Below are 19,090 nucleotides of genomic sequence, written 5' to 3'. Positions count from 1 at the left end.
GTGGGCGAAACGCAGAACTGTCTGAGAACAAACCTAAGAGGCCTCTTAGGGAAGCTTTAGCGGCTCCACCCAGAAACGACCATCCGCTGCGGGCATGGTGAAGAGGTCAGCACGAAACGTGCAAAACCACCTCACTAAAACTCATGACCACCTTGAACAGCAAACTGCAACTTGCTCTGCTCAAGCGCAAGAAATCACGCAACAAACTCGAAAAAGGCTTCACCCTGGTGGAGCTGCTGATTGTCGTCATCATCCTTGGAATCCTCTCCAGCGTTGCACTTCCCGCCTTCCTGAATCAGCAGAAAAAAGGTGTAATCAGTAGCTTGAACGCCTCTGCAATGGCAGCGGCCAAATCTTGCGCAGCACTACAAGTCACCAATGATCAGGACAGTTACAATGCGCCTAGCTCTAACAAGATTGTACTAGCATTAACAGACTTGACTGGGAGTAGCATACAGGATTGCCCAGCAGCTGGAACTTCATCAGTTAATTTCACCGCAACGGATGGCGATGGAACCAATCCCCAACGCGCAACCCCTGCAGTCGCGACATTGGGAAGCGATGGCTCAATCACCCTTGTCTCATCAAGCTGACATAACAAACTATTCAAAAGCCCCCACCAAGGGGGCTTTTCGCACGCCAAAATAGCCACTACAAATCAAAGAACAAATATTTTGCACCACTCAGCGCTGTCACCAACAAGCACAAAATAAACAAAACGCTAAAGGCTGTTACGCGGCCGCTGAAAAACGAAGGAATAGGTTCAGCCTGATCAGCACCATCAAAATCGCAAAAAGGAAACTCCACCTGAAAGCAGATCAAAACCAAAATGCACAAAATCAAGATAAAGAAGGACCACACACCTGCAGGCCAAAACAAAACCGAACCAAACTGCAAGTAGCACAAGACTGGAAACGTAGGTAATGCCATCAAGAGCAACAACTCGGTCCTTATTTGCCTGCACGCAAGGAACGCGACAATCGAGAGCAAGGCAGCCATCAGCACACCCGACAAGCCCGCATCAGCCACCAGCTGAATCAGAAGATTATGAGGCGTGTGGTTCCCGTTGGTACCAGTCTCCGGCAGGTAGCCAAGCCCATGGCCCCAGAGCGGAGACTGCGTAAGCCCTGAGTTCAACCAAGTTCCCCAGATCTCAAATCTGCCACCATCGGCCCGCTCAATCAACGCAGCATCGCGTGCACGACCAGAAACAGACACTGAAGCAAACGCCAGTCGCAAGCCCATATTGGTGAGCCAGGCCAGACCACCAGACAAGAATGAAGCCAACGTCAGCTGGCCTAGGAGTTGATCACCACGGCGATAAGCGAATGTTGCCAACAACAGCAAAGAAAAGCCCAAGGACAAAAGAAAACCCCGACCAGCTGTCAGCCAAGCATTATAAAAAGCAACAAAAGAGGCCACGCTGAATAAGAAAAGGCCGAAGCGTTGATTCCACTGATTCCAACCCCTCTGAAAAAAAGTGAGAATCCAGCAGATGAGCGCCTGAAACTGGACCAAGGCCAAAAAGTTTCCATCCCGCACATTGAAAAAAAGTTTCGGAGGACCAAGCATATTAAGGTAGACCAAATTAAAACCCTTGCCATTGATCAGATAGTGCGTCAAAAAGGCATTCTCCAAAACAACAATCACAGACATCACAACAACAGCCGCACCGATCAACCAATCGCGATGCTCATTCTCAGCAACAGCGTAAACAGCAACCGGCAACATCAGGAGCAGCATCAAGGCTGAAGAGAGGCTTTCAAGCTGCGCCACAAATCCATGGACGAGTCCCATGCAGACAAGCCAGATCAGAAAAGCTGCCACTGCAAAGGCAACAGCACGAAAGGCAAGCAGCTTCCGAAGAAAAGGCACGAACCCCGTCTGCGGTACGACCAGAACCGCCGCGACCAAGCAGCTCAACAGCAACACATGCCACTGCACGCCAAAGCGATCAAAGCCGATCAAGAAAAATGGAGCTGAGATGATCGATAGGAAGGGCGCGAAAAGAAACACCCCTAAAGCCCAGTTGCTGCGAGAAATCTCGGAGACCCGGGAAGCAAGATGCCGCACCCGATTCGAACCTAGAGACCTGGTAGCACTGAACAGCAACGATCTCTGGCGCGGTTTGCTCACCTTTTCAGTCCACTAACGCGCACAACGTAGCCAGGAGATTTCGAAGGTCATCTACTGAACAAGCCAACTTCCAACCTTTGAGCAAAAGGGCACAGAGTCCTTTAACCAAGAGTGTCTCAAAAGCAGGAATAGCAGAGAATCCTCAGGCCTGACTCAGGCAACCACAATCCATTCCCCAGACGAGAAGCAAAACCACTGAATAACATTGGAGTATTAATTCTCGTGCGACAAGGGAGTGATCAAGAAGATTGCGAAACATCAGCAAGGTTTCACGTTAACTGAAATGCTGATCTCTGTTGCCATCATGGGCGTTCTGAGCTCGATTGCCACACCACCGTTACTCAACAATCTTCACCGTGCAAGACAGAGTGAAGCTGCCAGCTTACTTTCGCAACTCGCCGTATCTGCAGCAACCTATAAGGATGAATTTGGAGAAGCCCCAACCACCTGGGAACATCTCAGTGAGATCAGTGCTGTGATGACATCCAACGGGCCAACAACAAGCGGCAAACTTACATCAAATATTTCAACACCAAACCGTGATTTCACTATCAACCGTAGCTCCGGAACCGGTGATGATTATTTTGAATTCACAGCAACACCGATAGGAACAGGTGCGGTAGCGAGATACAACGTCATTTCCTGCATAGACCTCTCCAACGGAGCCAGTGACATCCGACTCGGAGGTCGCAACGGACTTGCAACTGCAGCAGCCACCAGTGATCTGACATGCAAGAAGAGCACCCCTAGCCCTAACCCATGACACAAATCAAAAAAGTCACACATCAGTCACTGAAATTCGCCCCCCCACCTGGGGAACAAGGTATGGCGATGTTAATCGCGCTGCTGACTGGAGCACTGCTGATCACAGCTGCGACAGGATTACTGATCAGACAATTGACAGCTCGAAAGCTATCAGCTTCAGAGAGTTATCAGCAAATGGCTGAGGCAGCTGCCAATAATGGTTTCAATAGAATCCTTGCAACGCTCAACAGAGGAAGTACGGAAGAATATCGAGGCTTCTTGTTTGAGGTCAACAATGAGCCAGGATCCTGGTCATGGGAAAATATCTACGATAAAGGTGAGTTCTGTGCCAATCGGAGTGCACTTGACACCAAGATCATCAGAACCGTGCCTCTGATTGATGATACCCGCGGGAAAGAGACAGAATGGCCACGCAGTTCAGACTTCTATCCACTAGGCGGTGATGCTTCTAGAAACACATTGAGAGGCGACACCAAGGGAACCATCAGCACAATGTATCGCCTTAATCAATACACTCAAAATGCAGGTAAGGCGATCTTTGAAGTTGAAGGCCGTGTTGTTCGAACGACACAAAGCGAAGGAACTTCCGAAGCAACAGTTCTTGCACGTGCCCGACTAACCCGATCTCTTCAAGTTGAATCCAAGGTTACTCGCCCGGAAGACTGGGCTGTCCTTGCAGGCTACACAATAAACTCATCCTCCACCAATCCAATCAAGCTGCTCGGCCCTGGCATTGCAACCCATTTCGTGCAGGCCTATGACACATCCCTATGCACTGACACAAAAGGGATTTCATCCAATGAAGTCGGCCAACCACAGTCAGTTTGGCCAATATTACGCAACATCAGCACTGATGGAGGAGCCGTGACATACATACCTAACTCAACAATATACAGTGGTGATAAAACAACCGATCAAGTTATTGTCAATGGTCGCAAGGCACAGAGGATCTGGAGCTTTGACGACAGCGCAGAAAGATTAACCTGCAAAGACGACAACAATAATACGGTTCAATCGATCGTCTGCACAAGAACTGGTCCAAACAGCAATGATCAGCAAATACCCACACTCAAGCAACTGAGTGATCAAGGTCAAAGCCAAGACACCACCCTAAGATACACGACATTCAAGAAAAGGAGGAGCAGGAGAAAAACTTACATTCAAACTGGAATATGCAAATCTGACATAATCCTGCCCGAAGAAGAATGTCAGTCCTCTCAATACATGAAGGGATGGAGGTGGAACTGGGAGGGTAAAATCTATAGGTCTGACAATAAGCCGGGAGATATCATTACGCAATGGAGAATAAATGCAAATACAAAGCGAAAAGAAATCGGAGAATGTACACGAGTCAACGCCGTTGACTGCGACTTAGCCGACAACAACTGGCGATGGCGCCCCTTCTCGACAACGAGCAACAGCACCTCAGATACATCACTAAATACCATTAGGATCAGCCGAAACGACATCTGCCCTGAAAATACAAACTCAAATGTTTGCCACCTTTATATCGAGCACCTCAATCTCAACAACACTGAAGTTTATATTGAAAACAATGGTCGCCCTGTCGTGATTCATCCTTACATCACAACGGGCAACCGAAGGTCAGATTTGGTCAACAACTACCAATACAGCCTGAAAGGATCCGGAAAACTTTGTGGCGTCAACGCAATCAACATTAAGGACTGCAACAACAAACCACAAAACCTCGTGATTACTTCAGAAAATAAATCGCCAACTCTTGGATGTAGTATCAATGATCAGACTAAGAACGACTTCGAATTTGAAGGGAATAGCTTACCTGCTGCATGGTTTTCAATGCAGAGTGGACGAGTACGCCCTAAAAATGCAAACATTAATGGCATCATTTGGGTAAGTGCTATTTGCCCAGATGGGAAACTCAATCTCACAACAGAGGGAACAAACAATGAAGGCAAAATAGAAGCCTATGTTTTGCAAGGAAAGAGCCTTTGGAATTGGAGTGACCGTGCAGGTCTGGGGCGAAGAGTTGTGCGCGGTATCCGAGGCAGTGGTCTCGATATCTTCAAGCGCTGGTAACAAAAAAGACTCAAAACCACTTTCTTCACTTAGCCAATTCTCAGGGAACACTGAAGCGAAGCTCATATCAAGTCCTAAGCATCCGTTGAAAATGGTTAGAGAGTTAGATCAAGCATCTCAGCAACCCTAACGGCATCATTTGGTGAATTCAGTGAGTACTCTGAAGCGCTATCCACAAAGATTCAGACGAGACGATCGTCAGCGTGGCTTCACGCTGCTGGAAACTCTCATTGCTGGAGTACTGGTGATCATGACGATGACTGCAGTTGCGCGAATGGGCACCTCCGCCTTGGCGGGCAGTAGCAATTATGCCGATAGGCGGAAAATTGAAGCTGATATCGAAACTCATATTCAACTGATTCAACAAGCAGATTCTCTCCTCACTTATGAGCGTATACCTACAGCAGATCAAGCATCAGCATGTTTAAAGCCAGCAGAATATCTTGCAACAGTGTTGCAAGAAAATGGCCAGATCGGATCAACACGTTATTTTCCAGAAATCAGCCTCCCATCTAATTCAAACATCAAATCAATCACATTCACGCCAGTCAATGATAAGGATATTGTCGAAGTTATTTATCTCTTTGAGCCCCCCGAAGACAATATTACCGAGGAATATCGTCGCCTCGAACTGAACCCTAATTTTCAAAGCCGATGCCCCGCTTATTAAAAAATCTCGCCTCAATTCAAAAGCAGACGATTCATACCAATGATGGAGGATTTAGTCTACTGGAGATGATTGTTGCTGCAACCATCGTTGGCATTACCACCACAGCTGCCTTACCTGATTTTCAGAGAGGGATCGCCCAAGGTAAAGTTGACCGTTACACTAACAATATCGAAACAGGTTTTTTCAATCTTAAGGCCAGGGTAAGCGCTTATAAAGTGGGCTGCGAAATCAACTTCTCAATCCATCCAGATTTCAAAGTCAACACATTTATGAAACCAACTGATTTTTTAGAATTACAGAATGACGATGGCAGCCGAAAAACAACCGATCATCTCGAAAGCTGCCGTACCACCACAGATCCAAGCCTCAATTCACAAGCCCTGCGTGTGGTCAATATCGAGGGAGCCAATGAAAGGAGCGATGTGCTTGTTTCTGCCACAACAGGTGTCTTTACATTTACCCCAGCTGGAACAACCGCCAGTCCTCATGATCTCACCATCCTCATTCAGTCGAAAGATGCCGCTGCATCGTGGGCAGTTAACAAGCGAGGAGAAAGCAGGCTCCTCACCCGATGTGTTGAAATCACAGGAAACGGCCAGGTTTACTCAGGAACATGGATCAATGGCACATGTACAGAAGCAGGCTAAGTCTTACAGACATCTTTCAGGCAACCATCACTTTTCTCTCTGATGTAATGCCATCACTTTTGCCATATTGAGTGAAAGACAGCATAACAATCGGCAGAAAAGCACATGAAACGCCTGCCTAAGCAAAACACCAGCTTGAGGACCATACGCAAAAGGGAGCAAGGATTTGGTCTCCATGAAACCCTGATAGCACTTGCAGCTGGAACGCTCATCATCACAGCTGCAGCGGTGGGCGTGCAATCAACACAGTCGCTGATGAAAACAAGCGAAGAAAAAGCCTCCCAACGTCAGAACACGCTGAACGGACTCAGATTGATGCGATCAGAAATAGAACGCAGCCTTCATACCCTGGTAAATGGTGAACCACAAGACCCAGAGTTAGACTATACAAGGCTTTCTAGATTAAACGATAAAGTTCAAATCTGCCAAGCAATTGCCAATGGTCTACCAAGCACTACAAATAAGCTTACACCCGAACAACGCGCAAGATTTATCCCCCTTTACGCTCTAAAAATGAATGATGATGGTGCCTATCATCATGTCTTCTATGGACTTGGAAAAGGAAGTAGTAGCAGCACATTCTCAATTCAAAGGTGCGGCAGTCAGCTGGACTTGGACGGCAACTACAGAACATCAGCCGTTCCTTATGTGGCGACAGTGCTGAATGGTATCGCAGCCATGCCATGCCTTTCTTTCAATGCAGATGGTGAATGCGCCAGCACATTACCGACAGATTTTGGGGCAAAAATCGGAAACGAAGAACTTAAGACTGAGGACGTCAACCGCGATGACATTCTGCTTTATCTGAGCGCACTCGGGGATGGTAATTATGGTTTTGAAATTCTTTCCGATAACAAGTCTCCAGAGCAGGGTTACCTAATGCCAGCACTTCGCTTTCAAACGGACAACCGTCGCAAGTTGATTCAATTTGTAGGCCCGATGGACTGTCCAACTGAAACGGAAGACCAACAATGCATCGAAACCAGTCAGCTCGCCGTTTCCAGTGCTGCTGATCGAGCAGGCCGCCAACCGCTGCAGCTCACTGCCTATGCCCGTGCGGATAAACGTTTAATCAATCCTGATGATCAGAGCTCAGGGCTGACATCCAACTGGGTGACCGGTGGACAACCCATTACCAGCGATCGCGTGCGATTTCTGGTTGATGGCTCAGGTTCCATGGGAGCCTGTATGGACTGGAGCAGAGATGATCGAGGAAAACTCATTCCCGGCACATCAACACGAGAGTTCCAGACTCCAGAAGGTGATCCAGCACGTGTCACAACCAACTATCCTTTCAGTCCTTCATACAATGTCAATTCCTACGTGTGCAATCAGACGCGGATGGAACGACTTAAAGAAGAGATGACAAAGATCATCGAAAGTCTACCCTCTAACACCAAAGTAAGCGTCGAAATTTTCAGCTCTAAATCCAATAATGGCAATTCATACTACAACAACCGACAATGGAGCAGATCAAAAGATGGTCTAGTCACGATAGGAGAAAATCGAGAATCTGCCCTAGAATTTATTTCTAGCTTTGACATGGACGAGGACGGGGATTACATCAAGCCAAGCACATGGGGCGGAACAAATCCATGGGAAGCACTCTTACGTGCGTTCAGAGATCGTTCAGCTGATACTCTCTATTTTCTCTCGGACGGGCTACCGACATCCGATTTTATTGTCTATGGCTCACGCATCGCAGAGGTAGACGATGATTTCGACTCCGCGGCGGATTATTTTGAGACTATCAATGATGAAAGAATTGCGGATGGCCACGAGGCTTTAATCGTCAATGCAGCCTCGATCATGCTCCACTCAGGTTGGATGGAGAAGCTTGCTGAATCCACAAACGGCAATTACACACAAGCACGCAAGCAATAATAGTCGGAAATAAGAAACAATGGTCACAATACTAATATTGATAGCTGCGATTCCTCGAAGCCAACTACAACATTCGATCACTGCCCTCAGGATCGAGTAACAAGCCTTACCTGGCCGTCAGTGGCGTGAAGTCGTCACCCACCCCCTTCATTCAGCTTCAGCACCGCCATGAAGGCCTCCTGCGGCACATCCACCTTGCCCATGGCCTTCATCCGCTTCTTGCCCTTGGCCTGCTTCTTCAGCAGTTTCTTCTTGCGGGAGATGTCACCGCCGTAGCACTTGGCCAGCACGTCCTTGCGGATGGCACTGATGCTGGTGGAGGCAATGATGCGGCTGCCGATCGAGGCCTGGATCGGAATCTTGAACTGCTGGCGGGGGATCAGTTCCTTGAGCTTCTCCACCAGCGCCTTGCCCACGTTGTAAGCCTTGTCCTGATGAACGATCGTGGTGAGGGCATCGGCCCGATCGCCGTTGATCAGCACATCCAGGCGCACCAACTGGTTCTTGCGGTAGCCGATCAGGCTGTATTCCATCGAGGCGTAGCCCTGGGTGCGCGTCTTCATCTGATCGAAGAAGTCGGTCACCACCTCCGCCAGCGGTAACTCGTAGATCAACGTCACCCGATCGGTGGTGATGTACTTCATGTCGATGTACTCGCCGCGCCGTTCCTGGCACAGACCCATCAGCGCACCGTTGTACTCGTTCGGCGCATAGATCTCCATCTTCACGTAGGGCTCTTCGATCGATTCCCGCTTCTGTGGATCCGGCAGCGTCGCCGGGTTGTCGATCATCACCTCGCTGCCGTCGATCAGGTTCACCTTGTAGATCACCGACGGTGCGGTGACGATCAGATCGAGGTCGTACTCACGCTCGAGCCGTTCCTGCACGATCTCCATATGCAGCAGCCCAAGGAAGCCGCAGCGGAAGCCGAAGCCCATGGCACTGCTGGTTTCCGGCTCGTACTTCAACGCCGCATCGGAAAGCTGCAGCTTGTCGAGGGCATCGCGCAGATCCGGGTACTGATCGGCCTCGGTGGGAAACAGACCGCAGAACACCATCGGCTTGGCCTCGGTGTATCCGGGTAAGGCCTCATCCGCCGGCGCATTAACCAAGGTGATCGTGTCGCCAACGCGGGCATCGGCGACCGCCTTGATCGACGCCGCCAGGTAGCCCACCTCACCGGCATGCAGCTCATCCACCTTCTTCTGATCCGGCGCCATGATCCCGATCTCGTCGAGTTCATAGGTCTTCTGGCTGGCCATCAGCAGCACCTTGTCTTTGCAGCTGATGCGGCCGCTCATCACCCGGAAGTAGACGATCACCCCGCGGTAGGGGTCGTAGTAGGAGTCGAAGATCAACGCCTTGGTGGGCTCCTCCACCGCATCCTTCGGCGGCGGCACCCGATCCACCACCGCCTGCAGGATCTCGGGCACCCCGAGGCCGGTCTTGGCGGAACAGGGAATGGCATTGCTGCAATCCAGGCCGATGATCGCCTCGATCTCTTCCTTGATCCGATCGGGATCGGCTCCGGGCAGGTCGATCTTGTTGAGCACCGGGATGATCTCAAGATCGTTGTCCAGCGCCAGGTAGACGTTGGCCAGGGTCTGGGCCTCCACCCCCTGGCTGGCATCCACCACCAGCAGGGCGCCTTCGCAGGCCTGCAGGCTGCGGCTCACCTCGTAGGAGAAGTCCACATGGCCGGGGGTGTCGATCAGGTTGAGGACGTACTCCTCCCCATCCGCCGTCGTGTAATTCATGCGGGCGGCTTGGAGCTTGATCGTGATGCCCCGCTCCCGCTCCAGATCCATGTTGTCGAGGAACTGCTCCTGCATGTCCCTGTTGGCCACCGTGCCCGTGTCCTGCAGCAACCGGTCGGCCAGGGTCGACTTGCCGTGATCGATGTGGGCAATGATGCAGAAGTTGCGGATCCGTGAGACGGGGGCGTCTGTCATGCGTCGGCGAGTACCCGTCCTGGGGTCAGTAACCACTGATCCAATCCTAGGGAGTCGACTCGAGCAGTCATGCAAAGACGGGAGAGGGCGACCAGACAACGCCAAGGAATCAAAAAACCATGCGGAATGACATGCAATGAAGGAGCCAATCCACATCTCAAAGGCTCCAAAATCAGACGCATAACCTGAGCACGATCACTCCAAGACCACTGACTGAAGAATTCTTGACGCGTCAAAAAGACGCGATCATGCAAAAAAAAGACACATCGGCCTCAAAAGCAATGAGCTAATTTTCTGTGTCGCAGAAAGATCTTGGGATTGAGGAAGCAACAAACAGAGCGTCTAATGACCATTCTCAAATGGATGGGCGGTGCCATGCTGGCAGCCTTGATCCTGTACGGCCTCAATCAATACGGTCTGGAGCCTCTAAGAGAACAAATCAAATCTCTCGGTGTCTTCGCGCCACTAGGCATTGCACTGCTTCGAGGCGTCAGCATTATTTTGCCAATTCTTCCAAGCACTGCCTACCTGTTGCTCGCAGGAACATTGCTTGGGTTCAAAACAGGTGTTGCAACGGTCGTGATTGCAGACCTGTTGTTCTGCCAGGCAGCATTTTTCATAGCCAGATCCTATGGCCGCAAGCCAGTCAAAAAATTGATCGGAGAACAGGCTATGGAACGGGTGGAATCCTTCAACAAAAACCAATTAGAAGACAATCTGTTCATGATGACAGGATTGCTGATGACAGGCCTGTTTGACTTCGTCAGTTATGCCATTGGGCTGAGCGGTACACCCTGGCGTCGGTTTGCACCGGCCCTGATTCTCAGTGTCGTCATCAGCGATCCGCCGCTTGTTGCTCTGGGAGCAGGCATCTTAGAAGGGGGAAAAGTTATCTTAGGCTTTGCAATCCTTGGAATCTTTGGCCTGGCAATCACCAGATTAATCACACAGCGATCACAAAAGAGCGCCATCGATTAATGCAATCAATAGGCCTGGCAAAACAACACCCCAAGCCGCAGACTCCCCTCACGCCACGAAGGTAACAATCATCACACGCAGATAAGTCGTATGTTGTCGACACAATCCTTATCCGTAGCCAGCCTTGAAAAAAATCTATTCAAACAATGGCAGAGCAAAACTGTCTTCCCGCCGGTCATCCCCCAGTTGAAGGGTATGAATACTGTGCAGGATCCGATCAAGGCTCTGATGATTCCAACAATAATGCTGACTCTGATAGTCAAGGCTGTCTCCCTCCTGGCCATGTAGCTGTTGATGGATACGAGTACTGCACTGGCGACGACACAGACTCTGATGGTGACAGTCAAACCACCCAAAACACTGTCTTATACAACACAACGACTCACGAATCAGTTTCAACCAGCAATCTTGACGGGTCAGGATGGACGCTGCTCGACCCAGAGCGATTTCCTGACTACACCCACCCTGCCTACTACAACACAACCAAGCATTTCGCCATCGATAGCAGTGCGGGAAGCACGGACCAAGGATGGATTCTGACCGCAGGTCGAGGAACAGATACAAACGAAGGGAATCAACAGGGAGGATCTGACGAGACATCGAATCAGTCTCTCAAGGATCTGGTTCTCTACAACACGACGACCCACCAAAGTCATGAAGCAGATGCATTGGAAGGCTCCGACTGGATCCTGCTGAATCCAGACGATTGGCCCAATCTGACCCACCCTGCTTTCTACAACACAGCCAAGCACTTCAGCATCGATAGTAGTGCTGGAAACACAAGCCAAGGATGGATTCTGACGGAAGCCAGAGCAGAAGCCCAACCCAATTCTCAATCGAAGTCTCCGTCCACTCAACCTGAAACGAGCGACGTCATTCAAAGCGCCAGCACCGCATTGAAGCGATCACTTCTGATGGATGAGAGTGATGGCTCGACAATCACCCAATCCAGCGAAAATGTCATCGTCAAAGGGCCAAAGCTCAACCTCCATGTTCCTATTTCTCATGCCGATAAAATCAGGCTCGATAACAGCAATAATAAAAAGAGCATTCTGAATGCCGATGCAGACGTCTCAGGGATAGAGCTAGAAGTTAACGTTGAATCCTTTCAAGTCGATGGAAAGGATATCTTGGATTCAAAATTTGAGTTCAAAGAGGGCTTAGATATCGAATTCGTCAGCAAAGCCAAAAAGATTGCCGGCTCTAAAATCGTAATGCACGCAGGAAATCACAAGATCAACATTGAAAATGGCGTTATCAAAAACAGTGATATTTCAACAAATAAAGGGAACGATGAAATTACCATTGGGGAAGATGTACGTGTAATAAAAGATGTATCGTTCGAGCTAGGAGAAGGGAAAGACTCCATCCAGATCTCCGGTGGCATCAAGAAGGGAACCATTGCCTTGGGCAAGGGGAAAGACGCCATTATGATCGATGGAAAGATCAAAAAAACTACAATTGACCTTGGCGATGACAAGAAACGCGACAAAGTCATTCTCGATTCAAAAGATAATATTTCCAAGAAGATAACACTCACGAATTTTCACACAAAAGACAAATTAATTATTGGCGACGACACGTTTACGTATGAAGACCTCAAGGATGAAACACCAGACAAAGTAAGTGTGAGCTTTCGAGGTGAAAATGACAGCCTTGATTCAACCTCTTCGGTCGTGGACATGATGACTGCAAACACCATGGACTTACTGTAAAGAGAATCCACAATCAGGCCAAATAACTGCAACCATCAACAGACCAAGTCACAATCTTGATGACATCCTTGTCCTTATTAGAGAAAACCGGCGTCGTCGGATTTCCACTTTTAGCATGTTCAGTCGTATCATTATCAATTATTTTTGAACGTTCTATTTATTGGGCGAGCATCCTGAAGGGCGAGCATCGCATCCTCAAACAAATTGAGCAGTCTTATTTGAATGACGACTCACGCTGCAATCTGCTGATCAAACAAAATAATTACAGGCCAATCATAAAAATGATGGAGTCAAGTATCTCCGGCTTTCCTGACACATCCGAACAGCTTGAACGGTCTGCGAGCGTAGCCATTCATCGCATCACATTTGAATTACAGAAATACGACACATTGCTAACAACAATAACCACAATAGCACCACTACTTGGACTGCTTGGCACAGTACTTGGTCTCATTAAAACTTTCTCGGCGATAACACTGGGAGAGACACTGAAAAATTCTGCGCTTGTCATGTCTGGAATCAGCGAAGCGCTGATGTCAACGGCCATAGGGCTTGTCATCGCTATTGTCACACTCATATTCACCAACATATTCAGAAACCTCAAGAGAGCGGAGCGCGCAAAAATGCAAGAATTTGCTTCATTAATCCTATTTAAATTTGAAAAAGTAGAGGCATGAAAAGAGGCAAAATTCTGCTCACACATCAAGACAGTGTTGAAGAAGATATCAACATCAATATCTTGCCTATGATTGATGTTTTATTTGCAATCCTCATATTCTTCATTCTCGCCAGCATGCTGCTAACTCAATCCAGGCAAATTGCAATCAACCGTCCAAAAGCGTCTTCTGAGACGGTAACCAATGAAAAAGCAATTAAAATTACCATCAACAAAGACAAGCAGATTGCAATCGATGGAAAGGCTGTCCCTCTAAATCGTATTGCTGAACACATTAACACCATATCAATATCTAAGATTAATAATGGTGCAATCATCGATGCTGACTCAAGCCTTTCTTATCAAATCGTCGTCAGTATTTTGAGTAGGTTAAAGCAGACAAAATTAGATTCATTGGGCCTCGCCATCGACTCTAATGATCACGATGATTCCTCAGCTCAACAGTCAGACATCCAGTGATCGGAACTATCCATAAAGACCAGATCAGACTCTTAGCGGCCCTGTCGGCATCACTGGTAACACATTTCTGGATTGTTGATCGGCTGCTCTCAGGAGACATCACTCATAGAAAGAGCTTGGCTCTCGAGAAACCTAGTATCACAATTTCCCTAATTCAAAGCCCTGCTCGTATGCAACAAAAATCAATCAAGCAGCCTATTCGTTCAACAAGTCATATTCAGAAGAAGAACATTAGTCACCCTGTCAATACAAAACAAACAGCGCCAAAGCAATGGCAAGCGAAAAGAATTCACAAGCTTCCAAAGCAATCTCCTGAATCACAAAAAGAACCGCATAAGATCTCCAATCTAAATAACGACATGGCCACCAAACAACCACGAGAGGATAAGCCTGCTGAGGGGAATACTCAACCAGCAACTGCGCAGAATGACAACATCGCTACCAATCCAATGCCTATGAAATATGTGAAATGTCTGCACTGCCCCAAGCCAAAATATCCGCAGCAGGCCGTCAGAAGTCGATTGGAGGGAGACCTTAAACTTGTTGTTCAAATCAAAAGCAACGGCAGGGTTGCTGGTGTTGAGCTCAAAGTCTCAAGTGGCAACAATGCCATTGATCAAGCTGCAATAAGAGCAGCGCAACGCTCAAGATTTGCGAGGATCAGAGGCGGTGCTCGGGTACCAGTGACCTATAGTTTTTTAATCAAGGGGAGTCAAAAGCATCAAGACAACAGACACCAAAAAGATGCCAAATCGATGTTGATTGATGAAGGTTAAATCTGTTCTAGAACTTATAGCTCAACCCCAATCGATATGAGCGCTCTGGCAGCGAATATGCATCGATAACAGGAGAGTTGTCGGCAATATATTTTGTATCAGCATAGGAGAACTGCTTATAATTAAAAACGTTATTAACGCCCAGATCCAAAACAAGCTCCTCTGTGATTTTCACATTCCCAGTCCAGTTAAACCTTGCAAAGCTAGGTGGTACGAAGATAAAGCTATCTGAGGGAACGCGAGCCCTCCCATAGATTGCTGCTGTGAAAGCTGTTGACCAACGATCCATCGGGTTGCGATATCCAATAGCGACAACCCCTTTCCATGGATCGATACTTTCCAATGCCAAACCCGTATCGGCATCGTCACCAATGGTGTAATTCAAACCCGAACTCATGTAGAAGCCATAGCCATCCTCGAGACTCGATGCAGAAAGATTAATTTCATACCCATAGATCCTTGCTTTGGTAATATTGTTTGACTGATAAAGTCCCAATGAAGCCTCTGGTGGGCAAGGACGAATATCCACCAGGCAGTCATAGCCAACAAAGCCAAAAGTCTCAATAAAATTATCGTAAAAATTATAATAACCAGTCACTCCATAATTAAAATGGGAATACTTTCCCCTCCATCCCAATTCAAAACCGTCAACATATTCGGGCTTCAAATTTGGATTGCTTATCGTCTTGTACTTGCCATACGCAACTGATGTATTCGTAAATCCACTATTAATCTCATTGTAGAGTGGCGTCCTAAACGCACGGTTGTAATTAAACCATAAGACATTTGCATCATCAACATTCCACATCAACGCAAGTCGCCAGGTTGGTGCTGCATTGATAGTCCCCGAAGCAACAGCGCCAGTCTTCTCAAAAACATCATCAGACCAAGTATCTAAATTGACAGCTTCATAGCGGATTCCGGCGACAAATTTAAAGTCTTGCCAGATCATCGTGTCCTCTATAAAAATTCCTCCACGCGTCGTGACACTATCTGGGTAGTCCTTTAATGGGAACGTACCCAAAGGAAGTTCACGGGTGGATGTTCCATCGATCAGATTGCGCTGAATCCGATCACGACGCCTGGAGTTGTAGGCACGTGAAAAATCAAGGCCATAATGCAAATCGTGTCGATATGTCGATGCATCAATTTCATGTTTTCTACGGAGAGTTAAACCACCAATTTGATTGACTGATTGGTTTACAGAGCTACGGTAGAATTTCTCATCATTTGTGATTCTTTTCTCATTGAGATCATCCTCTTGAGTCGCATCTTGGAAGTAAATCGTCGCAGTCGTCCCTGAAGTCCATGGATTTGACGCCTCTTGATCGACTTCGAGTTTCACCAAAACCTGCCATAGTTGGTTTGTAATTTGTTCGTTAATATATTTTGAGTAATATCCAAACCACCCCTGCGGCAGATTCCCATCAGAAGTCAATGTATCACTCGTCTGCTTCGAATAAAACCCCATTAAACTCAACTTAACATCATCTCCGATTGGAATGTCAAAATGTCCATTAATTGATGTGCCATCATTCAATTGCTTATTGATTAAATCAGCTTCTGCCATCACACGAGGCTCTTTCGAGTCAATCCGACTCAGACTGATTAATCCTTTTAGTCCCTGATCAGCTTCAAATCCAATTCGAGCAGCCTCAGCAAAAGCACTATTTTGCGTATTTGTTGTGAAAAGCAGTTCCGCAGCGAAGTCTTGATCCTCAAGAAAATCATCCGGTGTAAGAGTGGAAAATGAGACGACTCCCCCGATGGCGCCGTCACCTTTTAAGAGGGGTGCAGGACCTTCTTGAACATCCACACGATCCAGGTTGAATAAATCAAACCATTGCCCACGTGTCTGCCGAAATGGACCTAATTCAAAACGCTCAGGCATGCGTACACCATTCAGTTCATACAGAATTCGATTCCCGTCAATGCCTCTGATATTGATGTCTTCAATTCCATAACGCGGGTTTCGACGAACTTCAACACCAGGAGTGAGTTCAAAGAGATCCCTGAGATTGATGACACCCCTTCTATCCATTTCTTCTCGATCAATCACCGTATTACTTGCCGGCACCTCAAATTCTTGATCGTCGTACTCCTCGCCAACCGTAAAGATCCTGAGAGTATCCTCAACCTCCGTCGCTTGGTCGACGATTTGAGCCTCGACTTGGAGGCATGCAGAGAAGAATATAGCTACCAATATTAGTTGCTCTTTCCAGCCACCAAGTCGCAACAAAGCCAAGGTTATGCCGTAAGAATTTAAAAAATACTAATGAGAAACCAAAAATTTTCATCATCTCCTGCAACCAAAAGATCATTTATTACTAGGTGTAGCAAAATTTGCTACGTATCAGAAATTAGCGCTTGATGAGGCCAACTATTCTTATTTATTAGACAACTCGACAGTCTCTTGATTGACTGATCTTGCGATCTGTCTTGCAGCAAGCTGTGCTGATCTGTGCACACTGAGTGCTAGCGCAGGCGCACAGCATGACCTTCCAGATCAGCAATCCCTGGACCCTGCTGATGCTGGCGATCAGCGCTGAGGTGATCGGTACCTCCTGCCTGCGCCTCTCCCAGGGCATGACGCGGCCTCTGCCCACGCTGCTGGTGTTCTCCGCCTACGCCATTGCCATGGCCCTGCTCTCCAAGGTGGTGCTCAGCATTCCCCTGGGACTCACCTATGCCCTGTGGAGCGGCATCGGCACCGTCGCGATCGTGCTGGTGGGCCGCTTCGCCTACAGCCAGCTGCTCAGTCCGGCCCAGCTGATCGGCATCGGCCTGATCACCGCCGGCGTGGTGATGGTGAATCTGGGCCAGTGAGGCCGCTGCGGGCCCCTAGGCCTTCAGATCCAGCAGGCTGTTGCTGCGCTGCCGCATGCTCTGCAGCACGGCCGGGTCGGCGATCGGATCCTCGCCGTAGCTGGGCAACAGCGCCTGCAGCCGTTGCTGCCAGTGCTCTGAGGCCAGCCGCTGCGGGAAGCAGCGCTCCAGCACCTCCAGCATGATCGTCACCGCCGTGCTGGCGCCGGGGGAGGCCCCCAGCAAAGCCGCCAGCGACCCATCGCTGGCGGCCACCACCTCGGTGCCCAGCTGCAGCCGGCCGCCCTGCTTGCTGCGCTTGATGATCTGCACCCGCTGGCCGGCCACGGAAAGGGTCCAGTCCTGCGCCCGGGCCGTGGGCATGAACTGCTGCAGCGCCTCATGGCGCTGCTCCCGGCTCTGGCGCAGCTGATTGATCAGGTACCGCACCAGATCGATGTTGGTGGCTCCCACCTGCAGCATCGGCAGCAGGTTGGTGGCCCGCACGGATCCCGGCAGATCCAGCAGCGAGCCCTGCTTCAGGAACTTGCTGCTGAAGCCGGCGAACGGCCCGAACAGCAGCGAACGGCGGCCGTCGATCCAGCGGGTGTCGAGATGGGGCACCGACATCGGTGGCGCGCCCACCGCCGCCTTGCCGTACACCTTCGCCAGCTGCTTGTCCGCCAGCTGCCCGTCGCCGCACACCAGCCACAGCCCACTCACGGGAAAACCGGCGAAATCCGCCGCCTCCGGGATGCCGGAGCGCTGCAGCAGCGGCAGGGCGCCGCCACCGGCACCGAGGAACACGAAGGGAGCCCGAACCTCGCGGCGACCGGAGGGCCCCTTGAGGATCAGCTGCCAGTCGGCCTCGGTCATGTCGCTTTTGCGCAGGCGCTTCAGATCCCGCACCTCGCAGCCGTACTGAACGGTGAGGGCGCCACTGGCCTGCAGCGGCAGCAGGTAGGCCCGAGTGAGGGCGCCGAAGTCCACATCGGTGCCCCGTTCGATCCGCGTGGCCGCCAGCGGTTGCTTCAGGTCCCGGCCCGCCATCACCAGCGGCATCCACTCCATTAGTTCGGCGGGCTCCTCGCTCCAGCGCATCGCCGCGAACGCCGGCAGCTCCCGCAGCTGGCTGAAGCGCTGCCGCAGGAAGGCGATGTTCTCCTCGGTCCACACCGCACTGATGTGAGCCGCCTGATGCAGGAACGTCTGCGCGTTCAGCTGGCCACGCTCACTCAGCGACCCCCAAAACTCCAGGCTGCGCTCGAAGGCGGCATTGATCGCCACCGCCTTGGCCGTGGCGACCGTGCCGTCCGCCTGCAGGGGGGTGTAGTTCAGCTCACAGTTGGCGGCATGGCCGGTGCCAGCGTTGTTCCCGGCCCCACTGCTCTCCAGGGCCGGGGCCTCCAGCCGCTCCACCATCAGCAGCCGCAGCCCCGGATCCAGCTGATGCAGCAGCGCCGCCAGGGTGGCGCTCATGATGCCGGCCCCGACGAGCACCGCGTCGTAGCGGTCGGCCGTGAGAAGGGAACCGTCGTGCTGCACCGGAGCCGGGGGTGAAAACCGCTC

At 49.8% G+C, this 19,090-nt stretch carries 16 protein-coding genes; 12 read left to right on the top strand and 4 right to left on the bottom strand.

Annotation, left to right across the window (positions count from 1 at the left end; all coding sequences use genetic code 11):
- Positions 1 to 143: 143 nt before the first annotated feature.
- Positions 144 to 593, top strand: coding sequence for a type IV pilin protein (locus SynA15127_RS04160; protein WP_186485124.1), 450 nt, complete (start codon positions 144 to 146; stop codon positions 591 to 593).
- Positions 594 to 651: 58 nt separating this feature from the next.
- On the opposite strand, the gene SynA15127_RS04155 is transcribed toward SynA15127_RS04160, so the two are convergent.
- Positions 652 to 2,136 carry a hypothetical protein gene (locus SynA15127_RS04155; protein WP_186485123.1) on the bottom strand — a complete coding sequence of 495 codons (1,485 nt, stop codon included), beginning with the start codon at positions 2,134 to 2,136 and terminating at the stop codon, positions 652 to 654.
- Between the two features lie 235 nt (positions 2,137 to 2,371).
- Here SynA15127_RS04155 and SynA15127_RS04150 point away from each other — a divergent pair, with 235 nt between their 5' ends.
- The 5 genes from SynA15127_RS04150 to SynA15127_RS04130 all read left to right on the top strand — a co-directional run bounded on the left by SynA15127_RS04150 (position 2,372) and on the right by SynA15127_RS04130 (position 8,160).
- Complete coding sequence (locus SynA15127_RS04150; protein WP_186485122.1) at positions 2,372 to 2,899, top strand: type II secretion system protein; 528 nt, start codon at positions 2,372 to 2,374, stop codon at positions 2,897 to 2,899.
- Between the two features lie 62 nt (positions 2,900 to 2,961).
- The gene (locus tag SynA15127_RS04145; protein WP_186485121.1) at positions 2,962 to 4,959 is read left to right on the top strand and encodes a hypothetical protein; all 1,998 of its coding nucleotides are present in this window, start codon (positions 2,962 to 2,964) and stop codon (positions 4,957 to 4,959) included.
- A 151-nt stretch (positions 4,960 to 5,110) separates the two neighbouring features.
- The gene (locus tag SynA15127_RS04140; RefSeq protein WP_186485120.1) at positions 5,111 to 5,629 is read left to right on the top strand and encodes a prepilin-type N-terminal cleavage/methylation domain-containing protein; all 519 of its coding nucleotides are present in this window, start codon (positions 5,111 to 5,113) and stop codon (positions 5,627 to 5,629) included.
- Positions 5,614 to 6,276, top strand: a complete 663-nt coding sequence (locus SynA15127_RS04135; protein WP_186485119.1) for a Tfp pilus assembly protein FimT/FimU — start codon at positions 5,614 to 5,616, stop codon at positions 6,274 to 6,276. Before SynA15127_RS04140 ends, SynA15127_RS04135 begins: the two co-directional genes overlap by 16 nt.
- 105 nt (positions 6,277 to 6,381) lie before the next feature.
- On the top strand, positions 6,382 to 8,160 hold the full coding sequence (locus tag SynA15127_RS04130; RefSeq protein ID WP_186485118.1) for a hypothetical protein: 1,779 nt from the start codon (positions 6,382 to 6,384) through the stop codon (positions 8,158 to 8,160).
- 134 nt (positions 8,161 to 8,294) lie between these two features.
- On the opposite strand, the gene lepA is transcribed toward SynA15127_RS04130, so the two are convergent.
- Complete coding sequence (gene lepA / locus SynA15127_RS04125) at positions 8,295 to 10,112, bottom strand: translation elongation factor 4 (protein WP_186485117.1); 1,818 nt, start codon at positions 10,110 to 10,112, stop codon at positions 8,295 to 8,297.
- A gap of 345 nt (positions 10,113 to 10,457) precedes the next feature.
- On the opposite strand from lepA, the gene SynA15127_RS04120 reads away from it, so the two are divergent.
- From SynA15127_RS04120 to SynA15127_RS04100, 5 genes are all read left to right on the top strand, one after another.
- Positions 10,458 to 11,090, top strand: coding sequence for a TVP38/TMEM64 family protein (locus SynA15127_RS04120; protein WP_186485116.1), 633 nt, complete (start codon positions 10,458 to 10,460; stop codon positions 11,088 to 11,090).
- A gap of 146 nt (positions 11,091 to 11,236) precedes the next feature.
- Positions 11,237 to 12,805, top strand: coding sequence for a hypothetical protein (locus tag SynA15127_RS04115; RefSeq protein ID WP_186485115.1), 1,569 nt, complete (start codon positions 11,237 to 11,239; stop codon positions 12,803 to 12,805).
- A gap of 59 nt (positions 12,806 to 12,864) precedes the next feature.
- Positions 12,865 to 13,482 (top strand): MotA/TolQ/ExbB proton channel family protein, encoded by a 618-nt coding sequence (locus SynA15127_RS04110; protein ID WP_186485114.1) that lies wholly within the window; start codon positions 12,865 to 12,867, stop codon positions 13,480 to 13,482.
- Positions 13,479 to 13,940, top strand: coding sequence for a biopolymer transporter ExbD (locus SynA15127_RS04105; protein ID WP_186485113.1), 462 nt, complete (start codon positions 13,479 to 13,481; stop codon positions 13,938 to 13,940). The genes SynA15127_RS04110 and SynA15127_RS04105 overlap by 4 nt, the downstream gene beginning before the upstream one ends.
- The gene (locus tag SynA15127_RS04100; RefSeq protein WP_186485112.1) at positions 13,937 to 14,716 is read left to right on the top strand and encodes an energy transducer TonB; all 780 of its coding nucleotides are present in this window, start codon (positions 13,937 to 13,939) and stop codon (positions 14,714 to 14,716) included. The genes SynA15127_RS04105 and SynA15127_RS04100 overlap by 4 nt, the downstream gene beginning before the upstream one ends.
- Before the next feature lie 7 nt (positions 14,717 to 14,723).
- On the opposite strand, the gene SynA15127_RS04095 is transcribed toward SynA15127_RS04100, so the two are convergent.
- Positions 14,724 to 16,961 carry a TonB-dependent receptor domain-containing protein gene (locus SynA15127_RS04095; protein ID WP_186485111.1) on the bottom strand — a complete coding sequence of 746 codons (2,238 nt, stop codon included), beginning with the start codon at positions 16,959 to 16,961 and terminating at the stop codon, positions 14,724 to 14,726.
- A gap of 248 nt (positions 16,962 to 17,209) precedes the next feature.
- Here SynA15127_RS04095 and SynA15127_RS04090 point away from each other — a divergent pair, with 248 nt between their 5' ends.
- Positions 17,210 to 17,542 carry a multidrug efflux SMR transporter gene (locus SynA15127_RS04090; protein ID WP_186485110.1) on the top strand — a complete coding sequence of 111 codons (333 nt, stop codon included), beginning with the start codon at positions 17,210 to 17,212 and terminating at the stop codon, positions 17,540 to 17,542.
- Between the two features lie 15 nt (positions 17,543 to 17,557).
- Here SynA15127_RS04090 and SynA15127_RS04085 read toward each other — a convergent pair whose 3' ends face one another.
- On the bottom strand, positions 17,558 to 19,066 hold the full coding sequence (locus tag SynA15127_RS04085; protein ID WP_186485109.1) for a malate:quinone oxidoreductase: 1,509 nt from the start codon (positions 19,064 to 19,066) through the stop codon (positions 17,558 to 17,560).
- Positions 19,067 to 19,090: the final 24 nt, after the last annotated feature.

It is taken from the genome of Synechococcus sp. A15-127 (assembly GCF_014280215.1).
Classification (GTDB): domain Bacteria; phylum Cyanobacteriota; class Cyanobacteriia; order PCC-6307; family Cyanobiaceae; genus Parasynechococcus.
Note: the sequence above shows the minus strand (reverse complement) of the source record. Positions and strands in the feature narration are given on the sequence as shown.